This window comes from Marinomonas sp. AWM4_232, from assembly GCF_056158325.1.
In genome coordinates this window covers 3,768,229-3,792,305 of record NZ_JBSWTA010000001.1, presented here as the reverse complement: position 1 = coordinate 3,792,305, position 24,077 = coordinate 3,768,229, and the positions used below count along the sequence as shown (strand labels likewise).

General features: G+C 44.7%; 22 protein-coding genes. 8 read left to right on the top strand and 14 right to left on the bottom strand.

The window, feature by feature from the left end:
• Positions 1-551: 551 nt before the first annotated feature.
• Positions 552-1,886, top strand: a complete 1,335-nt coding sequence (ltrA, locus tag ACXAC1_RS17950; protein WP_475063267.1) for a group II intron reverse transcriptase/maturase — start codon at positions 552-554, stop codon at positions 1,884-1,886.
• Positions 1,887-2,067: 181 nt separating this feature from the next.
• Here the strand turns inward: ltrA and ACXAC1_RS17945 are convergent, their stop codons facing one another.
• The 7 genes from ACXAC1_RS17945 to ACXAC1_RS17915 form a co-directional block, all read right to left on the bottom strand.
• Positions 2,068-2,859, bottom strand: a complete 792-nt coding sequence (locus tag ACXAC1_RS17945; protein WP_475063266.1) for an amino acid ABC transporter ATP-binding protein — start codon at positions 2,857-2,859, stop codon at positions 2,068-2,070.
• Positions 2,860-2,867: 8 nt separating this feature from the next.
• On the bottom strand, positions 2,868-4,112 hold the full coding sequence (locus ACXAC1_RS17940) for an NAD(P)/FAD-dependent oxidoreductase (RefSeq protein WP_475063265.1): 1,245 nt from the start codon (positions 4,110-4,112) through the stop codon (positions 2,868-2,870).
• Between the two features lie 24 nt (positions 4,113-4,136).
• Entirely contained in the window at positions 4,137-4,847 is a 711-nt protein-coding gene (locus ACXAC1_RS17935) for an ABC transporter permease (RefSeq protein WP_475063264.1), read from the bottom strand.
• Positions 4,847-5,560: an ABC transporter permease gene (locus ACXAC1_RS17930; protein WP_475063262.1), complete on the bottom strand. Its 714-nt coding sequence runs from the start codon at positions 5,558-5,560 to the stop codon at positions 4,847-4,849. The genes ACXAC1_RS17935 and ACXAC1_RS17930 overlap by 1 nt, the downstream gene beginning before the upstream one ends.
• An 86-nt stretch (positions 5,561-5,646) precedes the next feature.
• Entirely contained in the window at positions 5,647-6,399 is a 753-nt protein-coding gene (locus ACXAC1_RS17925; RefSeq protein WP_475063261.1) for a transporter substrate-binding domain-containing protein, read from the bottom strand.
• Positions 6,400-6,424: 25 nt separating this feature from the next.
• A complete protein-coding gene (locus ACXAC1_RS17920; protein WP_475063260.1) occupies positions 6,425-7,297 on the bottom strand; it encodes a MurR/RpiR family transcriptional regulator in 873 nt (290 codons plus the stop codon).
• A 318-nt stretch (positions 7,298-7,615) separates the two neighbouring features.
• Positions 7,616-8,062 carry a hypothetical protein gene (locus tag ACXAC1_RS17915; RefSeq protein WP_475063869.1) on the bottom strand — a complete coding sequence of 149 codons (447 nt, stop codon included), beginning with the start codon at positions 8,060-8,062 and terminating at the stop codon, positions 7,616-7,618.
• Between ACXAC1_RS17915 and ACXAC1_RS17910 the strand changes: the two genes are divergently transcribed.
• On the top strand, positions 7,999-8,697 hold the full coding sequence (locus ACXAC1_RS17910) for a YbiU family protein (protein ID WP_475063258.1): 699 nt from the start codon (positions 7,999-8,001) through the stop codon (positions 8,695-8,697). The genes ACXAC1_RS17915 and ACXAC1_RS17910 overlap by 64 nt on opposite strands.
• Before the next feature lie 52 nt (positions 8,698-8,749).
• On the opposite strand, the gene ACXAC1_RS17905 is transcribed toward ACXAC1_RS17910, so the two are convergent.
• Both ACXAC1_RS17905 and ACXAC1_RS17900 read right to left on the bottom strand, forming a co-directional pair.
• Positions 8,750-9,202, bottom strand: coding sequence for a GNAT family N-acetyltransferase (locus tag ACXAC1_RS17905; RefSeq protein ID WP_475063257.1), 453 nt, complete (start codon positions 9,200-9,202; stop codon positions 8,750-8,752).
• A 295-nt stretch (positions 9,203-9,497) separates the two neighbouring features.
• Positions 9,498-11,891, bottom strand: a complete 2,394-nt coding sequence (locus tag ACXAC1_RS17900) for a putative bifunctional diguanylate cyclase/phosphodiesterase (protein WP_475063256.1) — start codon at positions 11,889-11,891, stop codon at positions 9,498-9,500.
• A gap of 480 nt (positions 11,892-12,371) precedes the next feature.
• Between ACXAC1_RS17900 and ACXAC1_RS17895 the strand changes: the two genes are divergently transcribed.
• A complete protein-coding gene (locus ACXAC1_RS17895; RefSeq protein WP_475063255.1) occupies positions 12,372-13,304 on the top strand; it encodes a nucleoside recognition domain-containing protein in 933 nt (310 codons plus the stop codon).
• An 11-nt stretch (positions 13,305-13,315) separates the two neighbouring features.
• Here ACXAC1_RS17895 and ACXAC1_RS17890 read toward each other — a convergent pair whose 3' ends face one another.
• The 3 genes from ACXAC1_RS17890 to ACXAC1_RS17880 form a co-directional block, all read right to left on the bottom strand.
• Positions 13,316-14,179 carry an alpha/beta hydrolase family protein gene (locus tag ACXAC1_RS17890; protein WP_475063253.1) on the bottom strand — a complete coding sequence of 288 codons (864 nt, stop codon included), beginning with the start codon at positions 14,177-14,179 and terminating at the stop codon, positions 13,316-13,318.
• A 113-nt stretch (positions 14,180-14,292) separates the two neighbouring features.
• Positions 14,293-14,880, bottom strand: coding sequence for a TetR/AcrR family transcriptional regulator (locus tag ACXAC1_RS17885; protein WP_133559516.1), 588 nt, complete (start codon positions 14,878-14,880; stop codon positions 14,293-14,295).
• A 74-nt stretch (positions 14,881-14,954) separates the two neighbouring features.
• Positions 14,955-15,572 (bottom strand): LysE/ArgO family amino acid transporter, encoded by a 618-nt coding sequence (locus tag ACXAC1_RS17880; protein WP_475063252.1) that lies wholly within the window; start codon positions 15,570-15,572, stop codon positions 14,955-14,957.
• A 117-nt stretch (positions 15,573-15,689) separates the two neighbouring features.
• Here ACXAC1_RS17880 and ACXAC1_RS17875 point away from each other — a divergent pair, with 117 nt between their 5' ends.
• From ACXAC1_RS17875 to dinB, 3 genes are all read left to right on the top strand, one after another.
• A complete protein-coding gene (locus ACXAC1_RS17875) occupies positions 15,690-16,589 on the top strand; it encodes a LysR family transcriptional regulator ArgP (protein WP_475063251.1) in 900 nt (299 codons plus the stop codon).
• A 42-nt stretch (positions 16,590-16,631) separates the two neighbouring features.
• Complete coding sequence (locus tag ACXAC1_RS17870; protein ID WP_273105374.1) at positions 16,632-17,057, top strand: VOC family protein; 426 nt, start codon at positions 16,632-16,634, stop codon at positions 17,055-17,057.
• 148 nt (positions 17,058-17,205) lie between these two features.
• Positions 17,206-18,291, top strand: coding sequence for a DNA polymerase IV (gene dinB / locus ACXAC1_RS17865; RefSeq protein WP_475063250.1), 1,086 nt, complete (start codon positions 17,206-17,208; stop codon positions 18,289-18,291).
• A 3-nt stretch (positions 18,292-18,294) separates the two neighbouring features.
• On the opposite strand, the gene ACXAC1_RS17860 is transcribed toward dinB, so the two are convergent.
• On the bottom strand, positions 18,295-19,665 hold the full coding sequence (locus tag ACXAC1_RS17860; protein WP_475063248.1) for an MATE family efflux transporter: 1,371 nt from the start codon (positions 19,663-19,665) through the stop codon (positions 18,295-18,297).
• A gap of 103 nt (positions 19,666-19,768) precedes the next feature.
• Here ACXAC1_RS17860 and ACXAC1_RS17855 point away from each other — a divergent pair, with 103 nt between their 5' ends.
• Positions 19,769-20,647 carry a LysR family transcriptional regulator gene (locus ACXAC1_RS17855; protein WP_475063247.1) on the top strand — a complete coding sequence of 293 codons (879 nt, stop codon included), beginning with the start codon at positions 19,769-19,771 and terminating at the stop codon, positions 20,645-20,647.
• 167 nt (positions 20,648-20,814) lie between these two features.
• Positions 20,815-22,566, top strand: coding sequence for a gamma-glutamyltransferase (ggt, locus tag ACXAC1_RS17850; protein ID WP_475063245.1), 1,752 nt, complete (start codon positions 20,815-20,817; stop codon positions 22,564-22,566).
• A gap of 185 nt (positions 22,567-22,751) precedes the next feature.
• Here ggt and ACXAC1_RS17845 read toward each other — a convergent pair whose 3' ends face one another.
• Positions 22,752-24,077, bottom strand: a complete 1,326-nt coding sequence (locus ACXAC1_RS17845) for a bifunctional diguanylate cyclase/phosphodiesterase (protein ID WP_475063244.1) — start codon at positions 24,075-24,077, stop codon at positions 22,752-22,754.

Sequence of the window (24,077 nt, the reverse complement as noted above, 5' to 3'; positions counted from 1 at the left end):
ACACAACGCAAGTGAACCTGCTTCGGCAGTTTAGGTGGGTAAGCGTGCAAAATAGCGCAAAGTCCAATACTCAGTCAGACCTAGGCTGTGTTTGAGGGTGGCATTGTTAACAGGGCGTCAGTGCAGTAACTGGGGAAGCCTGGCATCGAATCCGACTGTAAGTCGGAAGCATTTATTCGAGGTGTGAACCAAGATAAGTGTTGGTGTGAGGTGGCAGATGAATCCGTAGTAGTGAGTAAGGCTCGGCCAATGAAGCCCAGTAATGGTGTGGAGGAGAAAACTGAGCTGACCAACAACATGGCGTTTGTTGGGGCATAGTTTAGTCAAAAGCTAATCGATGCTGCGAAGGGAGGAAGTAAACTTTAAGCCTGTGATGAGCAGATGTTTTTTTTTAGTGGTACACGAACTAATGAATCATTGGGGTCTTCCAACGTGGTGGACTGTGGAAGCAGAACGCTGGAGCTGGAAACTGTACAAGGGAGTAGATCTGATACCGTTTAGTAAATTGCCATTGAGCTAGAAGGCTAAACCGCAGACCGAAATAGACCGACATGAACAAGAAACATTTTGTCCCCACACAGCGCACAACCCAAGAGAAGAGGTATCGAGTTTATTACAGTGTGTATGGTCACTTGCTGAGCAAGGAGCGATTATACAAAGGCTTCAAAAAGGTGTGGAAAGCAAAAGGCGCGGCTGGCATAGATAAGCAGAGCCTGAGTGACTTCGCCTCGAAGTTGAGTGATGAACTGGATCAGCTTCTTCTTGAACTGAAAACCAAGCAATACAAACCACATCCAGTCAGACGGGTAGAAATCCCTAAAGCAGATGGTGGCGTCAGATTGCTTGGCATCCCGACGGTTCGGGATCGAGTCGTTCAACAAACCCTAGCCGATCTCCTTACGCCCATCTTTGAGGAACAGTTTCACCCTTCTAGTTTTGGTTATCGACCAAAGCGAAGCGGCCATGATGCGATCAACAAAGCCACGATGTTTATGCGCCGATATGGGCTAAATCATGTAGTGGATATGGATCTATCAAAGTGCTTTGATCGCCTGGATCATGACTTAATATTAAAAAGTCTGAGAAAGCGAATCACAGACGGCAGCGTATTAAGGTTGATAGAACAGTTCCTAAAAAGTGGCGTAATGGTTGGTACGGATTGGCAAGAAACAGAGCAGGGCAGTCCGCAAGGAGGTGTTATTAGCCCCTTAATAGCCAACGTTTACTTGGATGAGTTTGACCAACAAATGCGTCAACGAGGCCATCGAATCGTACGCTATGCGGACGACATCCTGATCTTATGTCGGAGTCGAGCGGGTGCAGAGAATGCACGAGTACAGGCGACGAAGATCTTGGAGAAACAGCTTAAGCTAAAAGTGAATGAAGACAAGACCCATATCACGCACAGTCGTGAAGGAGTCAAGTTTTTAGGTGTGGAAATCGGAAGCCGATATACCCGAATCCAAGCCAAGAAACTGTGTTCGTTCAAGCAAAAGCTCAAGCAGATGACGAAGCGAAACGGTGGCAAACCGTTGAGTGATGTGATCAAACAGCTGAATCCGCTATTAAGAGGGTTCAGTCAGTACTTCAGGATTGCCAATGCGAGCGGGGAGTTCAAGAGAATCGCCCAATGGTTAAGAAGACGACTGCGCAGTATCCAACTCAAATTATGGAAAAAGCCAAAACGGTTACATAGAAGACTCAAACAACTGGGTTACAAACCACCGTTTAAGCATATAGCCATGAATGGTTGGCGAAATGCAGCGAGTCCATTAGCCAGCCATGCGATGCCAAACAAATGGTTCGATGAACAGAGTTTGGTGAATCTTGAAGAAGTGAAAACGGGGTATGTGTTCAGCAATTATGCTGAATGTAAGTTTGCATGAGCCGTATACGAGGTCCGTACGTACGGTTCTGTGAGAGGGATGAGGCGGCAACGCCTCACCCTACTCGATATCTGAACGGTTCCTTTGATTGGAATAGTGAAGGAGAAGGGAAGCCATCCATGCTTCGCTTCTCCTGATATTAGTCATCCTTCAAGGCGTTCGTGCGATGCCGCTTAGGATGTTAATGCTGAAGAATCTGCGCGAGGAAGTTTTTCGCGCGATCGCTTTTAGGAGAATTAAAGAAAGTCTCGGGAGGGCAATCTTCAATGATCTGTCCGCCATCTAAGAACAGCACTCGTTCAGCGACTTGACGAGCAAAGCCCATTTCATGGGTGACACATAACATCGTCATGCCTGTGTCAGCCAGTTTAACAAGCGCGTCTAGCACCTCGGCGACCATTTCAGGGTCAAGCGCGGATGTTGGTTCATCAAACAGCATAATCTTAGGTTTCATGCACAGCGCACGAGCAATAGCGACACGTTGCTGCTGTCCACCAGATAATTGAATCGGGTATTTATTGGCCTGACTCTCAATGCCTACTTTCTTTAAATAATGGCGGGCGAGCTCTTCCGCTTCTTTTCGACTAACGCCTTTGACACTCATAGGAGCCAGTGTGCAGTTGTCCAATACGGACATGTGTGGAAACAAGTTGAAGTGCTGAAACACCATGCCAATTTCTCTTCTGACATTATCAGCGGCCTTTGACGACATGGCCAAATCTGTGTCATGAACAAAAATATGACCGCCTTGGGCAACTTCTAGCTGGTTGATACAACGTATTAGAGTGGATTTACCCGAGCCAGAAGGACCACACAAGACGATGCGCTCACCTTCCTTAACTTGTAAATCGATGTTTTTCAGAACCTGATAATCACCATAGGATTTGTTCAGTCCAGAGATATTTATGGCTACATTTCGAGCAGCGTCGATGGATGTTTGGCCGTGATTAGTTAAGTCAATCGCTGTGTTCATAAGGCTTCCTAATATTTGAATCGAGTTGCACTGTAGGGCGTTGGAGAGGTAAAAGGGACATCGCCCGCGATCATTTCGGATAATAAACGTCCGCAGACAGGGCCTAGGGTTAAGCCATGATGGGCATGGCCAAAGTTGAACCACAAACCTTTATGCTTGGGGGCTGGGCCGATGATGGGCTTCATATCCGGAAAACAGGGACGTAGCCCTAACCAAGGCTCCACATCAACGGGTTCGCCAAGGGGAAACAAAGAGCGCGCAATTTTCTCACAGCGTTCTAGCTGAATAGCGTTCACTGCTTCCTCTGAGTTTGCCAGTTCAACCCCTGTGGTGAGACGAATGCCCATATCCATTTGCGATAAAACAAAGCCACCCTTGGTATCACACACCGGATGTTCTAAATTAACATTGTCCAACTTGCGATAATGCTGGTGATAGCCGCGTTTGATGCCCATTGGGAAACGATAGCCAAGTGGCGTGTAGACATCGGGGGATTGAGGTCCCAGCGCCACCACCACTTCTGGAGCCGTGATGATTCCGTTATGAGAGTCAACCTGCCATTGATCTGAGGTTTGTTTTAGGGTTCTGGCATCGCCATGCAGAACCTGACCGCCTCGTTGTTTGAATAGAGCGCAATAGCCTTCCACCAAAGCACCAGGATTGCTGACGGTTTTGGGATCAAGCCAGTGAATACCACCTACTACCTTCTGGCTGAGATGGGGTTCACGTTCACGCAGTGCTGGCCCGTCTAAGATATCGAACGCGAGCCCATATTTGGTCAGTGCCAAGGCATCTTCTTTGGCTTTAGAAAAGGCTTTCTCAGAACGAAATATTTCAATCCAGCCTTGGTCTTTGACAAAGCGCTCTAACTTTGCCGCCTCGATAAACTGATCATGATCTGCCACACAACGTTCTATAAGCGGTAGCATGGCGGCCGCGGCGTTATCGAGTGCCGCAGGCGCAGAGTGGTTCCAGTAGCTTAATAACCATGGGGCCGCTTTGGGTAAAAAAAATAGACTGTATCTGACGTCTGCTTGTCGATTCAGGCCATAACGTAACAAAGACGTGAACTCCCTTGGAAATGAGTAGGGAATGACGCTAGAACGCTCGATCAGACCGGCATTGCCATAACTGGTCCCTTTACCAGGACTGGCTTTATCGATTAGCGCCACCTGGTAGCCCTTGGCTTGCAAATGAAGCGCACTGCTGACGCCAATGATACCCGCTCCAAGTACGATGATTTGAAATTGCATGCAGCCGTATTCCTTATAAAAGTATTAATGCATATGACGGCCAAGTCGACCTTCAAAATAAACGATGCTTCGACGTACCAGCTCCACAACCACTAGGTATAAAACAGCGGCCCATAAGTAGATTTCAAAATCGAAGGTTCTAGAGAACGCTTGTTTAGATACTCCCATTAGGTCGTAAATGGTGACGAGAGAGGAAATGGCGCTGGCTTTAATCATAAGAATCAGCTCATTGCCCAGCGGTCCGATGGCCACAACAAGTGACTGCGGTAAGACAATCTTAAAAAAGGTCGTTGAGCGCTTTAAGGAGAGAGCATGAGCTGCTTCATATTGCCCCTTGGGAATGGAAAGTAAACTGCCTCTGAAAATTTCTGCTTGATAAGCGGCCGTGTTCAACGTAAAGGCCAATAAAGAGCAGTACCATGCATCTCTAAAGAACCACCAAAGTCCAACGTCTTGCCAAAACTCCATAAACGCACCAAGGCCGTAATAGAGCATGAAGAGCTGGGCTAGCAGAGGAGAGCCACGAAAGAAATAAATGTAGCCCTTACTAAAGCGTCGAATAAACTTATTTTGGGAAAGTTGAGCCGTCGCAAGGATTAAGCCTAAGACAGCGCCTAAACTGAAGGAAATAACCACTAACTTTCCAGTGACGATAAGCCCATTAAATAGCTTTTCACCATAAATATTAAATAAGTCGTTATTAATAAATAAACCTAAAATAGACTCGTAATTCATTATTTAATACTCCGTAAATGCTTACTGTAATGGGTCTCCATAAAGGTAAAGACTCGACCGGATAGGGCGGAGAAAAGTAAATAAATTAGACAGGCGACGGTATAAAAGAACATGGGTTCTTTGGTAATACTCACCGCAAGACTTGTTTGTCGCATCAAATCAATCAGCGAGATAGTAGAAACAAGAGACGTGTCTTTTAAAAGTGATAGCCAGTTATTAGACAGCCCTGGAATGGCGATTCGAATCAGCTGAGGTAAAATTATTTTAAAAAACATGGTGGGTTTACTAATCCCCAAGGCAAAGGCGGCTTCATATTGTCCTTTTGGAAGCGTCTTAAAGGCACCCAGCCACACTTCGCTAGAAAACGCAGCAAATACAAAGCTAAAGGCAATCATCGCGGCGACAAAAGTGTGAATGATAAATTCGCCACTGTAACCGAGGGATTCCATGATGTTTTGAATGAGAATTTGGCAACCATAATAGATAATTAACAGCGTTAATAACTCTGGTAGTCCCCTAAACACCGTTGAAAAAAGGGCCGCAAACGTTTTCGCGAGTTTATTCTTAGAACGAGCGTTAATAGCGATCCACATGCCTAGGGGGAGGCCAATCGGCAAACAAGCAAGTGATAGGGAGAGGGTGATCAGTGCACCTTTGAGCAAGGCGATGCCCCACCCGTCATCCGAAAATGACAGTAACGATAAGTATTCCATCGGTGTCTCTCTTTATATGAAGGAGAGATAGCCCCTTCTTAGTGGCAGGCTATCTCACAGTGCCATAGGATAAGTTGTGACTAGGCTTAATAGATGTTGGTACCGAAATAACGGTTAGAGATCTCTAGATAAGTGCCATCAGCAACGATGGCGTCGATGGCCTGATTGAAGCGTTCTTTCAGCTGGTCGTCTTCTTTTCTTACCGCAATGGCCGCTTCTGCATTTGTACCTTCGAAGTCGCCGACATATTCACAACATCCGTCACCATGATTATTAACCCACTCCATTAATGGGATCATATCGGCAATCACTGCGTCTAAGCGCCCGTTGGCTAAGTCCGCATTGGCTTCATCTTGAGTTGGGTAGAGTTTGACCGTGGCGCCTTTTGCGGCAAGCACGTCTTCTGCATAAAACGCTTGTGTGGAAGCGGATTGAGCACCAATAACAAGGCCGCTTGCATCGAAGTTATCCATGGTGGTATTGCTGCCTTTCTTAACAGCTAGAGACAGAGGCGTGTTGTAGTAATGATTGGTAAAAGAAACCTTAAGTCTTCTTTCAGGAGTATTGATCATGGAGGCGACGACTGCATCGTATTTTTTGGCAACTAAACCCGGAATAATACCATCCCAATCTTGTGCGACTATGGTGCATTCGGCGTTCATTTTTGCACATAAAGCATTGGTGATCTCTACATCAAAACCATGAAGATTATTGTTTGGATCCACATAGTTAAATGGAGGATAAGCCCCTTCGGTGGCAATTCTAATGGTTTCTGCATGCAGTAATGGGGTGATGCTGAATGAACCCATTAGAAGAGTGCTTAGAATTGTTTTTTTCATCGATTTGTTCCTTTTGTTTTACCGATTATTTTTTATTGGATTTGGACGTATATCCAACTAACTCATTATGAAGAGAAGCTGTCGCTTCAAGTCGCTTTTCAACATCAGGCCCCAGTTTCTTACAGACCTCGTTGACCATTAGATGAACCCAAGACAGCATTGACGCCGTGGATTCCCAAAATAAGTTAAACCCTGTGGGGATGCGGAAAACTTCATCGGCATTGCTCGCTGCCCAGTCACAATAAGTGTCTGTTACCAAGGTGGTCGGGATGCAGAGTTCTTTAGCTTTGGCACACAATGCCATCGCATGTTTTGAATATCGACGGGCTTCAAAAACGATCAATGCGGTTTCTTCTGGACGGCTGAGCAACACGTCGCTGAAGTGACCAGCAGCACCATCGACAAGGTGAACACCTGGGCGAATGTATTGCAAAAGGTGAGTCATACAGACCGCTACACCGCGCTCCGTTTGAAACCCGGCGATGAACACTTGTGGTGTATCCGCTAGTCTTTGCGCAACTTGGTGCCAATCATTCGTCACCGCGTATTCGTATACTCGCATTAAAGATGAGATTTCTAACTCTAAGCTTCGCGATAGGCCATTTGGACCATCTCCATGGGATTGTCGAAACTCTTGTAAACGGTCGCCAACCAGCCAAGGTTCATCCCCCAGACTTTTCTTTAAATCATGCTTTAAGTCTTTTAAGTGGTGATAGCCTAATGAGCGGCAGAAACGGCCAACGCTGGACTCACTGAGGTCTAATTTCTGAGCAATACTGGCTGCTGTTTGAAACGGTAGGTCTTGAAGATTAGAAAGCATGTACGTCGCAATCACGCGACCTGACGCGGAAGCGTTTTCTAAACTTTGTTCCAAACGTTGTATTAATGTCTGACTCATGACGACCTCACTTTTTGCTTAATTTGAATTTAATTAATTTCTGTCATTGCTTCAATAGTGACAGAAAACTGTCAAAAATTATTTTTTAAATTATTAAGTGATTGATTTTATTAGAAATTAATTTTTAAACTTAAAGTGGAAGTCGCTTATAGAAAAGCGATAGGAACGATAGAATCACAAATTAATAGCTAACAATGCAGCAAGGTGTATTCATCTAGCAGAAATGAATGATTAGATAAGTAATGAGAGTTAATCTCGCCTACTAGAGGGCATAGTTAGGGCGATTATTTGCATTGACTATATAGGATAATCATACCGTTACCCTTCTAATGGTCGCTTGAGGGTATAAAAACCTAATCGTAAAGCCGCCATTTGTTCATCAACTAAATTTAGGGAAACCAAAGCGAGTTCATAGGCGGCTTGAGCGGCCCCCAGCACGGGGGCATATTCGGGCACTTCACTCTGTAACACCGATAGTTGGTCAAGCTGGGCTTGTAGCTCAATGGTTAATGGCTGCACAAAGGCTTCTATTGCCGACAATTCCCCCCCTAGAATTATCGTCTCTGGAGCAAAAACTTCACAGGTTGAGCGCAGGGCCTGAGTGATAAGACGAATGCTTTCAAGACCGACGTGAGGCTGATCGGCTTTAATTTGTTGGTAAAAGCGCTCGGTGTAGACACTTTTACATTTACCCCGATCGTGTGCGCCGACGCCCACCGGGTACGAGCTCGAATGGCTTAGGTCCTCATACAGACTCTGGAGCATTGGAGCGATGGTTATTACCCGCCTATCAGAAAGTCTTTCGTCATATCTTGAGCGGCGATTTCCAGCATTATGATCCTTGGGATGCTGCCTATCGTCCTTATGTGGATGAGTATGTGGGAGGCACCACCAAATGCTCGGCGTTTAGAACCTTTCAAGGTTGGACGGCGCTGTGCGATATAAAATGTGATCAAGGAGTATTGTTCACGATTCCTTTGCCAGCGGCCATGGCTTATCTCTTAATTCGCCCTTTACTTGATGATGTCGCTGACGAAGCGTTGTGTGGTGTGTCGCCTCGTAAAGTCCTGCCGATTGATGAGCAATGGCATAGCTTATTATTAAGGGCTAAAGCCTTAATCCCAGACCTTAACGCAGGGGACTCCGTATGGTGGCACTGTGATTTGATTCATGGGGTGGATCCCGTTGAAAATCAGCAAGGCTGGGGCAATGTGATGTACACTCCGGCGGCACCTGGGTGTGAGAAAAACCTCCAGTATGCCAAACAGTGTGCTGAGGCTTTCAAAGCCGGTCGTTCGCCGGATGACTTCCCAGAAGAGCATTATGAGATGAATTGGGAGGATCGTTTCCAGTGGCAGGACTTGTCTTCACTGGGTCTTAAAGCGTTTGCCGAAAGGTAAACGCTAATTTAATGAGAAGCTATGGCGGGAGTCTTGATGAAAAGAAGCGCTCTTATCGTTCTAATTTCATATCAATATGTGGAATCCCATCTTCTATGTACATAGTCGATGTCGGTACAAAGCCATGTTTTTGATAGAACGTAGACAGGTGTTCTTGAGCGCCGATTTCTATTGGTTCGTGGGGCCAAAGTGCTTCACATGAATCCAGAGCTTGCTGTATGAGTTGATGGCCAGTACCACTGCCACGGTGGCTTTCTGCGATGGCAACACGACCAATGCTAACCGATGGGTAGCTAACGCCCTTCGGTAGTAAGCGGGCGCAAGCCACCAGATGCTCGCCGTCATAGCCTAATAAATGGTTCACCGCTTGAATATGGTCTTTGTCATCCAGTTCTTGATAAAGGCATTCTTGCTCTATCACAAACACATCCATTCTAAGTTTGAGCAGTTGATAAAGCTGCATGGTCGTTAATTGGGAAAAGGATTTGAGTTGCCAAGTAATCATTCAATAGTTGCCTTGCGAATTGTCCCACTTCTACTGGGGGAGTGACTTTACTGCACAGCATCTTAACTTATCTATTGTAGATTATGCTATGAAGGGTTCCGCTTAGCGCTGCGCCGTCGGAAGTTTGATCGGGGGCGCAAATTGCGTTGTCCACCCCTAAAAACTGGCTGCAAGTGATTTTAGCTAGCTTTATTTTTGGGATGTAAGCATTTAATGAGTTTTAATAAGTGTAATTTGGTCGATGCTTAAGCTGTATACTAAATAGCTTAAGCATCTTAGACGCTACTTATTTCAACTAAGCCCAGTTGATTTCATCGGCCGGGATGGCTGGTGAGTAATAGAATCCTTGTATTACATCACAGCCCAATTCAGCTAAACAATCTAGCTGATCTTTGGTTTCGACACCTTCCACGACGATTTCTAGGTTCATATTCTTGGCCAGTTTAATGATTGTGTCGGCCATCTTTTGTTGCGTTTCGTCTTTCGGCAGTTTATCAATGAAGCTTCGGTCAATTTTGAGTGTGTTCCAAGGTAAAGAAGCAACGTAAGATAAGGAGGAGTATCCTGTCCCGAAATCGTCTATTGCCAGCGAGACTCCCATAGCTTTGATGGAGCTCATTTGGGGAATGACTTCTTGCTCTCTTTCAATGAATGCAGACTCAGTCAATTCTAACTGAAGTATGCTTGGAGTCAGTTTCGTTTCATCTAGTACCTTTTTCAATGTGTTGACAAAGCGCCCAAAGCGTAATTGGTAAGCTGATACGTTCACGGATACTTTAAGATTTTTGCTCCCTGACTGCTGCGCCCATTTGTTCGCTTGTACGCACGCCGCTCGTAGTACCCATTCTCCTAACGCATCAATCATGCCCATTTCTTCAGCAATAGGAATATATTCACTTGGAGAAATCCAGCCTAGCTCATCATCCCACCATCGGGCTAATGCTTCAACACCAACAATGTCGCCAGTGTTAGCAGAATATTGTGGTTGATATAAAACGGTTAGCTTGTTTGATTCTAGTGCAGCCTTTAATTTGGAACTGAGCATCAGCTTACGTTGGCTAATGTCGGTTAAGTGCTCTTCGTAGAAACCAACGCTACCACGCTGCTGGCGTTTAGCTGAATATAAAGCTGCATCCGCTTCTTGCAGCAAATCTCGGTTTTCACCTAAGTGTTGAGTACTTACTCCAATCGTCGCTGATACATAAATCAAACTGCCTTGAGGAAGCGTTAGTACTGGCGTTAAGGCTAGACGAATATTTTCAACAAGTTGTCGAATGACGTTGTTAGAGACGTTGTTCATTAAAATGGCAAATTCATCTCCGCCAGTTCTTGAAAGCACAGTGTTACCATATTCTATGTCGGTTAAGGTTTGAATAATCCGCTGGCTCACCTCTTTTAATACATAATCACCAGCACCATGCCCAAAGCTGTCGTTCACATCTTTAAAATGATCCAAATCCACAATGATTAAACAGGCATTAAGTTGCTTCAAGTCAGCTAGGTGTTCATCAAGTAATCTTCGATTTGCAACACCGGTCAATGCATCATGTCTAGCTAAATAAGCCAATCTTTCTTGGGTTTGTTTAAGTTCATCAATATTAACGAGTGAACACACAAAAGTACTATGTTGATCTGTATGATCACCAGCAGTAGCACTGATAGACAGTAGGCCGGGCGTGTTATTTGGCTTAAATACTACTTCTCCTTTCCAATTACTGTTTATTCGAATGTCTGCCCAGTTGGCATCTAGAGGATGTACCCATTGACTAATATCTTGACCAGCTATTTCACTTCCTTGAGATAGGTTTAATAGTTTTGTAAATGCAGGGTTAGTACGTAACACGGTTCCATCAGAGTCAATGATAGCAAGGCCTTCTTTGACATGTTGGAAAACTGTGTCCGCCTGCTTTAAACCGTACTCCTTCTCGGAAAGCTCCTGCATGAGCTTTTGGCTAGTGGTCAATAGAAGCGACCATTTAAAGGGCTCTGCATGTAGAAACTGACGGAAGGTTTGGCGTTTTATTAGAACAAATCCCCAAAGAGGGATTGCGTACAGGGATGCTATGAGAGCTTTACCTGGTAAACCGCCAATAACAATTTCTATCGCTAATTCACTGAAACCTAGCGCAATTAACGGGAATAAAATGCCATCTAAACAAAGTGCGACTACAAAGCATACAATATAAATCGCGGCAGTTAACCAGTATGACCAGTGTCTACTTTTAATTTTCTCAAAGCAAAATAGCAAAAGGAGTAGCTCTGTTATGATCAACACTCCGCCAAGAATGATAAACGGAATTGAGACTTCAAATAAGTTTGCAGGCGTGTTGTGAGGGTTAATAACCACAGGGTCGTTTAGTACATGACTCACTAACGTTGAGAAAAGAATATTGAAGAGATCAACCAGTACAACCAGACGAACAAGGTGTCGTAGAATAAACGCATCTCGTTCGACTAAAACGAAGAGAACTGCAGACATCATAAAAGCACCGTAACATAGGTTGCCTCCAGAGACATTTATGCTTTCAGTAATAGGTAAGCTGTAGACATTACCAAAGAAGCCGCCAATTAAAAGAACCAACGCAATGTAGATAAAAAATGAGGCGCGACGTATTAATGGGTCTAGAAAGGTAAAATAAAGCGGAAAAGCAGAAAAAAGGGCAACTTGAGTGATCAGTGAAAGCATCATGCGGGGCGTTCCTAAACGTATTGAAATCCATGACTCCATTAAAACATGAGAGTATCACCTTGTCTTCTTACGAATACACCGGAGTATGTTTAGCTAACAAGTCTATTATTGTTTGAACTGGTGAACACCACAGAAAAAATGCTCGATAATCTAAAGAATGCTTATTTAGATGTACGTTTCTCATAAATTTCGATAAGAATAGGCTTTGATATGGATATGGATATGGATATGGATATGGATATGGATATGGATATGGATATGGATATGGATATGGATATGGATATGGATATGGATATGGATATGGATATGGATAGATTTTTTCAATAGCGATAAAGTAGTCAATAGCTAAATTCGAAGCGCTCACTTTCTTTAGGCATAACATCGATAATTGAGGTTAACTAGGTTGGTTTTACTTAATTGTATTTTGGATACATAATATGTAAATACAACGTTTGCCTCTACCTTGATAAGAAGAACAGAATGGACTTTATCGAAAACATTCAAAACTCCGGCAGGCTTGCCATTGACCTTGTTTTATATTTGATGCTTCCCATTACCGTCGTGATGGGGGGACTTATGAAGGTGATCGAAAACAAAGGGATATTGGCTTGGTTATCCGTCAAACTGTCCGCTGTTACGCATACTTTCGGTGCATCTGGCCTGAGTGTGATCGCCTCCACTAAAATGCTATTTGTGAGTTCTGTCGCGCCTTTTCCAACGTTGGCAAAAATTGATTTGATGGAGCAAGATCAGCGCAAGTTAGCTGCCTCCATGGCTTTAGTCCTGACTTTAACCCAAGGTAACATTTCCTTTCCGATGATTGCTTACGGCGTCAATATTTGGGTGCTCTTGGCCTCTTCAATTATCGGTGGCATCTTGGCATCAGCCTTTACTTACTATGTTTTAATGCGTAATCAATCCGCCTACGCAAACGGTACAGAAGCCATCGAAGAAGGCCCTAAAGTTAAAAAAACCATCGTGCAGTCTCTATCTGATGGGGGCATGGAGGGTATGAAGATCGCCATCAACATGATCCCAATGTTGATCATCACGGTTTTTATTCTCACTATTCTAAAAGATTTGCATGTTATCGACGTGCTAACTAAGTGGTTGGAGCCGATATTCAGTTCGCTAGGTTTGCCAGGCACTGCGGTGCTGCCAATTATTACCAAATACATCGCTGGCGGAACGGCCTATTTAGGGGTGATCATTGATCAGGTGGAGCAGGGCACACTGACCGCACGTGATCTGAATATTATTGTCGGTTTGGCCAGTAACCCTGTGGATTTAGTAGGTTTAGCGCTATTTTCAGCCATTGGTCCTCGTATCGGTAAAATCTTCCGTTATGCGCTGATGGGAGCCTTGTTTGGGCTGTTGGTTCGTGCTGTGATCCACATTGCTTGGTTTTACTAGTCGTAAGGCCGTTAGGGCATAGTTCTTTTTGCCTCAAACCAAGAGAGAGCGTCGTCCCACATAGGGGCGGCGTGTTCCCTAAAGTATCCCATATGACCGACTTTGCCCTGATAGTTTTTAGGATCTAAGTCTTCTCGCTCAATGGTGGCATTCGTATAGGCTTGTAGAAAAGCATCCCTCGATGCAGGCATGGCCCATAAATCATCGAGCGCATTGACAGCATAGATCGGCGTTGTAACCGCAGCATAACTTTGTTCAATCCCCTGCATAGCTGGGTCGTCGAAAAAGTAACGGGGAAATTGGCACCAATGACGCCACTGACGAAATACATCGAGTGGCAGATCTTCCCCCAGCCCTAGCATCTTCCAAGGACAATAACCTTTCCAAAGTGTGAGCGCTGGTAGTAACGTTCGCCACATAATTTGAACTTTAAGTCGCTCTAACTTTGGCATGTATCCATGCCAGCCAGCACTGGTACCAAACACATAGAAGCCGTTGATTAGGTAATGATTTGGCAATAAACCAAGTGCGTGTCCGCCATATGAGTGTCCGACTAAAAACAAAGGGACATTCTCTGAATGCATATAAGACACGGCCGCCGCCAGATCTTTTTGCCCCCAGTCGAGCAAACTCATTCGAAACCCCTTTAACTGTTCTGGGCGTGACAGACCAATGCCACGATAGTCAAAGGTTAACGTCTCATATCCTTGATCGGCGCAATATTGGGCGAAGCGTCGATAGAAACCTTGTGGGACGGCAGTGGCCCCCGCGACAATCAACTTCGCTTTAACGGGCTTTTTGGCAGTAAATATAAAACCCTGGAGCGTGTAACTATCCTCTGTTATGAGGCTAATAGATTGATTTGTTGCCGACATAGGTCCCTCGTTTCGTTGCTAAATTGAACGGTTATAACGACTGTTATAGAAATGTAACCTATAACGACTGTTATAAAAAGAGGGTGTGACAAATTTTTATGATAAGAAATGACTTAATGCTGGGATATGGCTTGTCGCATTAGCTCGTCTAACAGCTGTTCGATTTCATCTAATGGTTGCAAGCTACGGTGGGCGCGGCATAAGGCGACAGAGCCTTCAACCGAGGCAACGGCCAGTGTTGCAATACTATTCGCTTGAGCTTTTTCAGCCCCATGTTTGATGAGCGACTCAGCAAGTAGAGAGCGCCATTTGGAAAAGACTTCTGAGGCCGCTTCTAAAGTAGCTAAACCGACTTCGTCTGTTGGCTCTTCTGTTGCCACAGCAAGAACCGGACAGCCCGCTTGGAAATGACTTTGTTTTACTCGTGAGCGCCAAAGATCCAGAAAACTATGTAATCCAGCGATCGGGCCAGCTTCTAGTGCCTGTTGAAGTAAATGCGCGACATTATCACCAGCGTATTGAATCGCCTCAACCGCCACTTGCTGTTTTCCGCCGGGAAAGTAGTGATAAGTAGAACCTAAAGGCACCTTCGCATACTTAGCGAGTTCGCGAATACTGGTCGCATCAAGTCCTCGGCGACTGATCATATCTGCAGCGGAGGAGACTAAACGTTGGCGTGTTTCTGGCTTATTGTTGCTCATTAGCGAGTCTCTAAAACAAACTGATTAAAGCCTATCAAATGACAACATATTTGTCTGAGCCTTTTTAAGTTTGTTTAAAACGGCCCCATCAGCATCAAAGTGCTTAGTGTCAGCATAAACACTGCGATGATGGCGTCCAGTACACGCCACGCATTTGGGTTGTTAAATACGGGGATTAGAAGTTGTGATCCATAACCTAGGGACATAAACCAAGCCACGCTGGCTAGGCAAGCGCCGATGCCAAATGCCAGTTGTCCCAGTCCAGGATAGTGGGTCGAAATACTGCCCAGTAGAACCATGGTATCAAGGTACACATGAGGGTTTAGGAAGGTAAACGCCAAGCAGGTTAGCACCGCTTTTTTCAAAGAATTATGGTTGGTCGTGTCGTCTGTATTGAGAGCGCCAGCACCCGACCAAGCACGTTTAGCGGCTTGTAACCCATAAAATGCAAGGAATGCGGCCCCGCCAAATTGCAGCACTTGCATGAGTTCAGGCCATTCTTTAACCAGTAACCCGATGCCCGCAACGCCCAGTGTAATCAACAAAATATCACTTAGAGAGGTAATCGCGACAATGATGCCAATGTGGTTGCGCATCAAGCCTTGCCTAAGAACAAAAGCATTTTGTGAGCCGATGGCGATGATCAGTCCCGCGCCTGTGGTAAAACCTGCAATTAAAGCTGTCAGTAACATTTAATAATCCAGTGAATGGTTAGATATTGAATAGGCCCATGATCTGAGAAAACTGAAAGTTAGTAAAATTAATAATTCTATGTATAGTTAAGAAACTCTAATCTAAAGGCTATTCATATGAGCTTGATACACCCCCAATTAGCGGCGTTCGCAGCAGTGATTGAAGAAGCGAGTTTTGATGGGGCAGCGCAACGTTTATCGGTGACGCCATCGGCTATTTCACAACGGGTCAAAGCATTAGAAGACCGTTTAGGGCAGGTTCTCATCGTTCGACAATTACCTTGTCGGCCGACAGAAGCAGGGGAGAAATTACTGCGAAAAGTGAAGCCCATGTTGGCATTAGAAGCAGAAGCTTACGAAGACTTTCAGCTTGAGCAGCCCAACGCTGTGAATCGACGACTGGCCATCGCAGTCAATGATGATTCGTTAGAAACCTGGGTATTGCCAGCATTGGCCACCTTAAATCAGGAGTTTGGTTACTTATTTGATGTCATCGTAGATGATCAAGACCACTCACTTAGCTTATTGCGAAACGGCAGTACAGTAGGTGCTGTGACATCTGAAACCAAAGCCATCCAAGGCTGTGATATCCATGCGCTAGGCACTATGCGTTATCACGCCATTGCATCGCCGGAATTTAAGCAGCGTTTCTTTGCCGAAGGCTTAAACCTTGAGAGTTTAACCAAGGCGCCAATGTTAGTGTTTAGCCGCAAGGATGAGCTACAAAATCGCTTTATTCAGCAGGTAGTGGGTCATGATTTGTACCCACCAACGCACTATATTCCCACCTCAACAGGCTTTGTTGAAGCCGCAGCACTGCATCTTGGTTGGTGCATGGTGCCTGAATGTATGATTCAGCAGGCGCTAGCCGATGGCAAAGTAGTTTTGATCCATCCTAGAGTCACAGTCGATGTACCACTTTACTGGCAACATGCCTCTATCCGCTCAACCACACTGCAAAACTTAACCAAAGTTTTCATCAATCAAGCACAGGCGAAATTGGCTTTTGTGGAATAAAACCTTACTGTAATGTTAGCTAGCCAACAAAAGGAAGCCAAAATGAGCCTACAACCATTTCACCTAGCCATCCCTGTTTACGATGTACCTTTAGCCCGCGCTTTTTACCGCGATGTCTTTGGTCTTGAGGAAGGGCGTTCAGCGGAAGCTTGGGTCGATTTTAACTTTTTCGGCCATCAACTAGTGATTCACAGTCACCCAAAAACACCTTCTCAAGAAAATGCTACGACCAACCCAGTGGATGGTCATGATGTGCCAGTCCCGCATTTTGGTGTCGTGCTGGAATGGCAACAATGGGAAGATTTAGCCGAGCGCTTAAAATCATTCGATACGAAGTTTGTGATCGAGCCCTACATCCGTTTTAAAGGCCAAGTTGGTGAACAAGCGACCATGTTCTTGCTCGACCCATGTGGCAACGCGTTAGAGTTCAAAGCCTTTAAAGATATGGGACAATTATTTGCTAAATAGTGGTTAGTTGATAAAGAAAACGCACCTTGAGCAATCTCAATGTGCGTTTTTTGTGCCCAAGAAGCTGAAATTTAAATCAAAAGTTCTGCTGGACAGCCCACGATGAGATATGTCTTAATACTGTTTATTTAAACAGTATATTATCTCCATGCAGAACCCTTCTAACTACCAAAAAAAGATTATCCATATTGATATGGATGCCTTCTTTGCGTCGGTAGAAATGCGTGATTTCCCTCAGTATTGCAATATTCCGTTGGCGGTTGGGGGGAATGAAAGGCAGCGTGGGGTTATCAGTACTTGCAACTACGAAGCACGTAAATACGGTGTTCGTTCGGCTATGTCGACGGCGATTGCCAAGAAGCTGTGTCCACAGTTAACCGTGATCCCAGGTAGGATGCAGGTTTACAAAGAGACCTCAGCCAAGATTCGGGCGATTTTTGCTCGCTATACAGATCTGATTGAGCCGTTATCTTTGGACGAAGCCTATCTAGATGTCACAAACTGTCAGCAGCACCATGGTTCAGCGACCCTTATTGCTGAGGCCATACGAGATGAGATCCGAACAGAATTAAATCTGACTGCCTCAGCGGGCGTTGCTCCGATCAAATTCTTGGCCAAAATTGCCTCTGATATGAATAAACCGGATGGGCAATTTGTGATTACGCCTAATCAAGTGCAATCTGTGATTGACCAGTTGCCACTTGGCAAAATCCCAGGTGTCGGTAAAGTCAGCCTTGAGAAGCTTAATAATGCTGGGTTTTATGTCTGTTCCGATATTCGTAATGCCGATTACTTAGCGCTCGTAAGGCGCTTTGGGCGATTAGGTGATTCTCTTTGGAATAGAAGTCATGGGATTGATCCGCGAGAAGTCACACCTCATCGTCAACGCAAATCAGTTGGCGTTGAAAGAACCTTTGCCACTAATATCTCAAGTTATGATGAGTGTTGGCAGGTGATCGAGCAGCGCTTATACCCTGAGTTACAGCAGCGCCTTGGACGTCATTCTAAAGATAAAAGCATTACTAAGCAGGGTATCAAAGTAAAGTTTGCGGATTTCCAGCTTACAACTATTGAGCATGTTCACCAGAAGTTGGATCTTGATTACTTCAGAGATTTATTAGAACAGGTTCTAAAGCGCCAGAATGGACGTGAAATTCGCCTTTTAGGTTTAAGTGTTATGCTAAAGTCCGAAGAAGAAGCGCGACAGCTTCCCTTGGACTTTGCTGAGTCATGATGCTTAAAAGAAGGGCAGTTCCTGTTTGGTTTTCATTTCGACGACTGGCTCCGTACGGTGACTTAAAGACCGTATCAATATCGGTGCGACAATAATACTAAGCACGACGTTGGATAGTGGCAGCGCCAGCCATATTCCTTGTGTCCCCAGCACTGTAGGAAAGGACAACAGGAATGGAATTTGAATCACGATATTACCCAGTGCGACAAGCATGGCTTCACGGTTTTGTCCAACTGATAAGAAATACACCGATGCGACAAATAAAAAACCATCCAAGCATAAAGCAAACAAATGCAGTCGCATGCCTTCAACTGTAATTTGAACCAGTCCAGTTTGCTCAGTAGTAAATAATCCGATTAATTGTTCTGAAAGAACGTTAGCGATCAGCGTGGTGCATAAGCCAAGGCCTAAGACGATTTTTAAAGCCAATATCATGGTTGTCTTTATGTGCTTAGGCTGCTTTGCCCCATAGTAATAGCTGACAAGAGGCTGAATACCATTCGCTAACCCCTCTGCAATCAAGTAATAGAGCAGGGCAATGTAATTAATAATCGCGAAGGCACTCACATACTCAACGGAGCCGTATTTAAGTAATAAGGTATTGTGGGCAGCAACAATAAAACTAAAGTATAAAAACATCACCAGTCCAGAGCTGCCTGTTTTTAGTACCTGCATAAGTTGTTTGAGGTTAATAAATTCCAGAGCTAAGCGAATGCTGGCTTTGTTTGAACAAAAATAAAGCAAAGCAAACATAGCAACAGTGGCTTGAGAGATTACCGTAGCTATCGCCGCACCTTTTAAACCTAAATTCCAATGGCCGAGCATTAAATAATCTAAAACGATATTGAGCACTGCACCTATGCCTAACAATAACGTAGCTAGGTTAGGGCGATCATCATTGCGAACCAGCATGGGCAAAGCACCTGATGCAATCGTCATGATTGCTCCCCATTGAAAAACACTGATGTAATCAAGCGCCCATTGATAAGCCGTTGCTTCAGCGCCTTGTAAGGAAAGTAGATGGCTACCACTCAATGCTAAGTAGCCACTGGAGACGATGGAAAGTAATAGAATCAGCCATAAAGAAGCAGTTAGACTAATGGACGCTTTTGTTTTATCACCTGCGCCACGTTGTTGAGACATGATGGCACCACCCCCCATGCCCACTAAAATCCCAAAGCCAATGATTAGACCAAGGATTGGCCAAGCTAAGTTCATGGCTGCAAGTCCATTTGCTCCGACATAGTGTCCAACAAACAAGCCATCAATGACTTGATAAAGTCCATTGACCAGCATGCCCGCCACCGATGGGATGGCAAACCGCCAAAAAGTTCGCTGAACAGAGCCTGTGATGGAAATAGATGCGTGTTCCATGATGTCACCTGAAGTTGATATCCATATATTATTAAATGAAAATAAGATGAACCAAAGTTAGTGTTCATCTTAAAAAGAGATGGATTGGCGCAGGAGTAAGAGTTTGAATTGGACAATTGATCAATTAAAGATCTTTGAAATGGCCGCAACAGAAGGCTCTTTCTCAGCGGCTGCACGTAAGCTTGGTAAAGCTCAATCCCGAGTGAGTACTGCGATCGCTGATTTAGAGTTAGATCTTGGGGCCGAACTATTTGACCGTTCTTTGCATACGCCGACATTAACACCCTTTGGCCAAGAAATGCTAACTGAGGCTCGGTTTGTATTGGCTCAGCGAGATAGACTAAATGCGAGAGTCATGGCTGCCGTAGCAGGTCAAGATATTGAGCTGGTTATTGCAGGAGATGAGGCGGTCCCACTCGTTGGCTTTCAAACCATTTTTGCGCGATTGGCTGAGCAATTTCCAAATTTAAAGCTAACTCTCACACATGGCTCTAGAAATGATATTGCCGCCGCGGTGCTATCCGGTAGAGCCACTATGGGGGTGTTGTTCCGATCGAGTCAGCTAGACGATGACATTGAATTTCACTCTGTTGGGCATTTTAAACAAACCCTGATTGCTGCCAAAGATCATCCGCTTTGCAGCACCGATGAACCTAATTTGTCCCAGCTACAAGCTTTTCGCCAGTTGGTGATTTGTGACCGATTAGGAGAAAACCGAGCGGCACCGCTGACGTCTAACTACTGGCACATTGACAGTTATTATCAAATCTCTGAAATGGTGGCCATGGGGCTCGGGTGGGCGCTGGTACCAGAACACATAGCGCTTTCCCCTTGGTATCGCGATTCACTAATTAGCTTGTCCACGCAAAACATCCCGCAGTCCACGCTAGTCGAAGTGGGCGTGATAAAACGACGGGATCAGCATTTTGGTGAAGCCGGACAGTGGTTACTTCGACAGCTAGAACAGCTGTTTAACCATTGATCTCAACTGAGGTCTAATATCCTGTTAGTAACATTAAAGACAGGGCTCAAACAAAGGGCCACAGTTTTTCGGTTTAAGTTCTTCTATTGCTTGGTTGGATTCCATAAGATGGTTTTAGAGAGGCGTTAGTCTTTCTGCTAAACGAAAATAATATAAGGAATGTATCAATGCGATTTGCAATCAAAACGCTGGCCCTTTCAGTTTCTTTGTTGAGTAGCTCTGGTCTAATGGCTGCAGGACAAGCAGCAGATGCTTTTTCACCTGAGGCCGCCGGAGCCATTGAGCAGAAAAAGTTAGTTGAGGCACACAATTTTATGGTGGCCGCCGCTAACCCTAAAGCCGTGGAAGCAGGCTATGCTGTGCTTAAGAATGGTGGTTCTGCTATGGATGCGTATGTTGCTGTTCAAGCTGTTTTGGGGCTTGTAGAGCCACAATCATCAGGAATCGGTGGTGGTGCGTTTGCCGTGTACTATGATGCCGCTAAGGAAAAATTAACAACTTTCGATGCTCGAGAAACAGCCCCGTTAGAAGCAACGCCAGAGCTGTTTCAACACGAAGACGGCAGTACTTATAAGTTCTATGATGCGGTCATCGGAGGACGTTCAGTTGGTACGCCTGGAACGGTAGCGCTGATGCAAAAACTGCATGATGTTCATGGTAAGCTGCCTTGGAACTCATTGTTCGAACCTGCCATTAAGCTTGCAACAGATGGCTTTGAAGTATCCCCGCGTTTGGCAGGTGCGATTTCTCAAACTCGTGAATCTCTAGCTAAGTTTCCTGAAACGGCTGAGTACTTCCTAGATAAAAGTGGCCAACCTTTAGCAGAAGGAACGCTTTTAAAGAATCCAAAATACGCTAATACACTTAATCGTATTGCAGCGGCGGGTGCAGAAGGCTTTTATCAAGGTCAAATCGCGGAAGATATCGTAAATACCGTCCGTTCTATCTCAGATAATCCTGGTGTGCTTTCCTTAGCCGATTTTCAAACTTACAAAGTAAAAGAGCGACCGGCGACCTGTCTACCTTACGAAGCATTTGATATTTGCGGTATGGGGCCACCAAGTTCGGGTGCTCTAACCGTTGGTCAGATTTTAGGCATCACACAACACTTTGATTTGGCTTCTATGGGGCCTGAATCTGCTCAGGCATGGCAAATTATCGGGGACGCTTCGCGTTTAGCGTTTGCTGACCGTGGCCGATACATGGCTGATACAGATTTCGTACCGATGCCCGAAGGCTTGTTAGACAAAAGTTATTTAGCCGCAAGAGCCCAATTAATTACTCCAGGAAAAGCATTGTCTTCGGTAGCGGCAGGTGAACCTCGTTGGCAGAAAGCCGTGGCTCAAGCGGATGACCAATCTATCGAGTTTCCAAGTACCAGTCATATTTCCATCGTCGATGCGGATGGGAATGCCTTATCGATCACGACTACGATTGAAAATGGCTTCGGTTCACGAGTAATGAGCAATGGCTTCTTGTTAAACAATGAACTAACAGACTTCTCATTTGCGTCTTACAGTGAAGGTTATCCGATTGCTAACCGCCTAGAGCCAGGGAAGCGTCCTAGATCTTCCATGGCCCCAACCATCGTGTTGAAGGATGACAAACCCTACATGGTGGTGGGCTCACCAGGTGGCTCTCGGATCATTGGTTACGTGTCCAAAGCTTTGATCGCACACCTAGAGTGGGGTATGGATATGCAATCAGCAATATCGATGCCAAACATGCTAAACCGCTTTGGCACCTATGATATTGAAAAGGGGACTTCAGCAGAATCTCTTGCACCTGAACTTGAATCTATGGGCTTTAACGTGTCGGTGAAAGATCTAAACTCCGGTTTACAAGGCATAGTGATTGAGAACGGCAAACTTTATGGCGGTGCTGACCCTCGTCGTGAAGGTATTGTGATGGGAGATTAAAGATACAAAGAGTAAGCAAGCTCTTAAGGGGCTTGCTTACTAACCCAATGATAAAAGCTTATAGCACCTTTCAACTATTTCGAAAAATTCACGCCATCAAATGAGTCTTAGATCCATGAAAAATGCCAACCACTTTAATTTCAGTCACTAGTATTTAGGTTGTGCTTATGGGAATAAATCTATTACTAGACCTCTAATCCACCTTGTTTTGAATTTTTGTGGTGATACATTTGCTTGTCAGAAACTAGCAGTAATTCATTTAAGGATTGCCCATGTTCTGGGTAAGAGGCGTATCCCACTGATGCGCTCATGGAAAGTGGAATGGACTCACATAAGAATGACTTTGAGATGGTTTCTAATAGTGATGCCTCTAGCTCTTTGATGTTGTTAGCGTGCTTTCTAAGGATGACAAATTCATCACCGCCTATGCGGAATGCCAAATCGTCAGGCGCTAGCACGCTATTAATTTTGCTGGCCATTTTCTGTAGTACTTTATCGCCGATATGATGACCATGAACATCGTTGACTTGCTTAAAATTGTTTAAATCGATGAATAGAAGAGACAGTTTATCGTTTTCTTTGAGCGCATTATTAAATGATGTTGTTAAGGCCCCACGATTTAATAAGCCAGTGAGAATATCGTTATTGGCTAAAAAGTGTAGTTTTTCGTAGTTGGTCTTCCACTCGATAAGGTTGTTGACCAAATCCGTTATTTTCAGCAGATTTTTGTGAGCCAGATGGCTATTGCCTTCTGTACTTGTTGAAGTGAAAACAATGTAACCTTTTATTTTGTCTTTGTTGACGTCATGAATGGCGTGAAAAATTGCACCGTTGTTGTCTTTAATCTGGCTAATTTCATAGATGGCATCATTTGCTGATCTAGACAAGATAATGGATTCAACCGACTTATAAGAAGCTGGGTGGCTAGGGTCGATAAACCGCAAAAAGTGGTCATTAATAATCACAGCGACTTGAGCGTGGAATGGGTGCGGTAAACGGTTAACACGATCAGTAAACGCTTCAATGTATTCTGCTAACGACTCAGAAAGATTGGGAGCACGGGATAAAAAGTCTTTCTCAAGAGTCAAAAGTTTTTCATTGAAACGAATTTGCGTTTCCCGTCTTACTAGTGCTGTATAATCAATGACTCGAAGCAGGACGCCACCCACCTCACTTAGAGGTGTGACGAGCACCGAAATGTCGAGTTTATGCTGGCCTGATTGATTATTCACATGCAGAGGTAGCAATTGTTTATGCATTTTGTGGGAAAGCATACGGCTTAGTTTGCTGGATCTTGCTTGTTCAAGCGCATTCAATAAGGCTGGTGACACTCCTACAAAAACGTCTTCAATTTTTTGATTTATCAGTACATCTCTGTCTAACTGACAGTGCTTTAGGATCCAATCGTTGACATGGGCGACCTTACCATTTTTATCGAGAATGATGATGCCACCTTCAATTGAATCCAGCGAAGACATCACAATATCAATAGGAATTGTTCGGTCGATCAT

Coding starts and splice junctions, on each gene's coding strand:
- ACXAC1_RS17900 (WP_475063256.1), bottom strand. CDS start 11,891: ATGATGCTTTCACTGATCACTCAAGTTGCCCTTTTTTCTGCTTTTCCG.
- dinB (WP_475063250.1), top strand. CDS start 17,206: ATGCAGAACCCTTCTAACTACCAAAAAAAGATTATCCATATTGATATG.
- ACXAC1_RS17925 (WP_475063261.1), bottom strand. CDS start 6,399: ATGAAAAAAACAATTCTAAGCACTCTTCTAATGGGTTCATTCAGCATC.
- ltrA (WP_475063267.1), top strand. CDS start 552: ATGAACAAGAAACATTTTGTCCCCACACAGCGCACAACCCAAGAGAAG.
- ACXAC1_RS17945 (WP_475063266.1), bottom strand. CDS start 2,859: ATGAACACAGCGATTGACTTAACTAATCACGGCCAAACATCCATCGAC.
- ACXAC1_RS17860 (WP_475063248.1), bottom strand. CDS start 19,665: ATGGAACACGCATCTATTTCCATCACAGGCTCTGTTCAGCGAACTTTT.
- ACXAC1_RS17880 (WP_475063252.1), bottom strand. CDS start 15,572: ATGTTACTGACAGCTTTAATTGCAGGTTTTACCACAGGCGCGGGACTG.
- ACXAC1_RS17885 (WP_133559516.1), bottom strand. CDS start 14,880: ATGAGCAACAATAAGCCAGAAACACGCCAACGTTTAGTCTCCTCCGCT.
- ACXAC1_RS17870 (WP_273105374.1), top strand. CDS start 16,632: ATGAGCCTACAACCATTTCACCTAGCCATCCCTGTTTACGATGTACCT.
- ACXAC1_RS17920 (WP_475063260.1), bottom strand. CDS start 7,297: ATGAGTCAGACATTAATACAACGTTTGGAACAAAGTTTAGAAAACGCT.
- ACXAC1_RS17915 (WP_475063869.1), bottom strand. CDS start 8,062: ATGCTCCAGAGTCTGTATGAGGACCTAAGCCATTCGAGCTCGTACCCG.
- ACXAC1_RS17930 (WP_475063262.1), bottom strand. CDS start 5,560: ATGGAATACTTATCGTTACTGTCATTTTCGGATGACGGGTGGGGCATC.
- ggt (WP_475063245.1), top strand. CDS start 20,815: ATGCGATTTGCAATCAAAACGCTGGCCCTTTCAGTTTCTTTGTTGAGT.
- ACXAC1_RS17905 (WP_475063257.1), bottom strand. CDS start 9,202: ATGATTACTTGGCAACTCAAATCCTTTTCCCAATTAACGACCATGCAG.
- ACXAC1_RS17895 (WP_475063255.1), top strand. CDS start 12,372: ATGGACTTTATCGAAAACATTCAAAACTCCGGCAGGCTTGCCATTGAC.
- ACXAC1_RS17935 (WP_475063264.1), bottom strand. CDS start 4,847: ATGAATTACGAGTCTATTTTAGGTTTATTTATTAATAACGACTTATTT.
- ACXAC1_RS17845 (WP_475063244.1), bottom strand. CDS start 24,077: ATGATCGACCGAACAATTCCTATTGATATTGTGATGTCTTCGCTGGAT.
- ACXAC1_RS17890 (WP_475063253.1), bottom strand. CDS start 14,179: ATGTCGGCAACAAATCAATCTATTAGCCTCATAACAGAGGATAGTTAC.
- ACXAC1_RS17875 (WP_475063251.1), top strand. CDS start 15,690: ATGAGCTTGATACACCCCCAATTAGCGGCGTTCGCAGCAGTGATTGAA.
- ACXAC1_RS17940 (WP_475063265.1), bottom strand. CDS start 4,112: ATGCAATTTCAAATCATCGTACTTGGAGCGGGTATCATTGGCGTCAGC.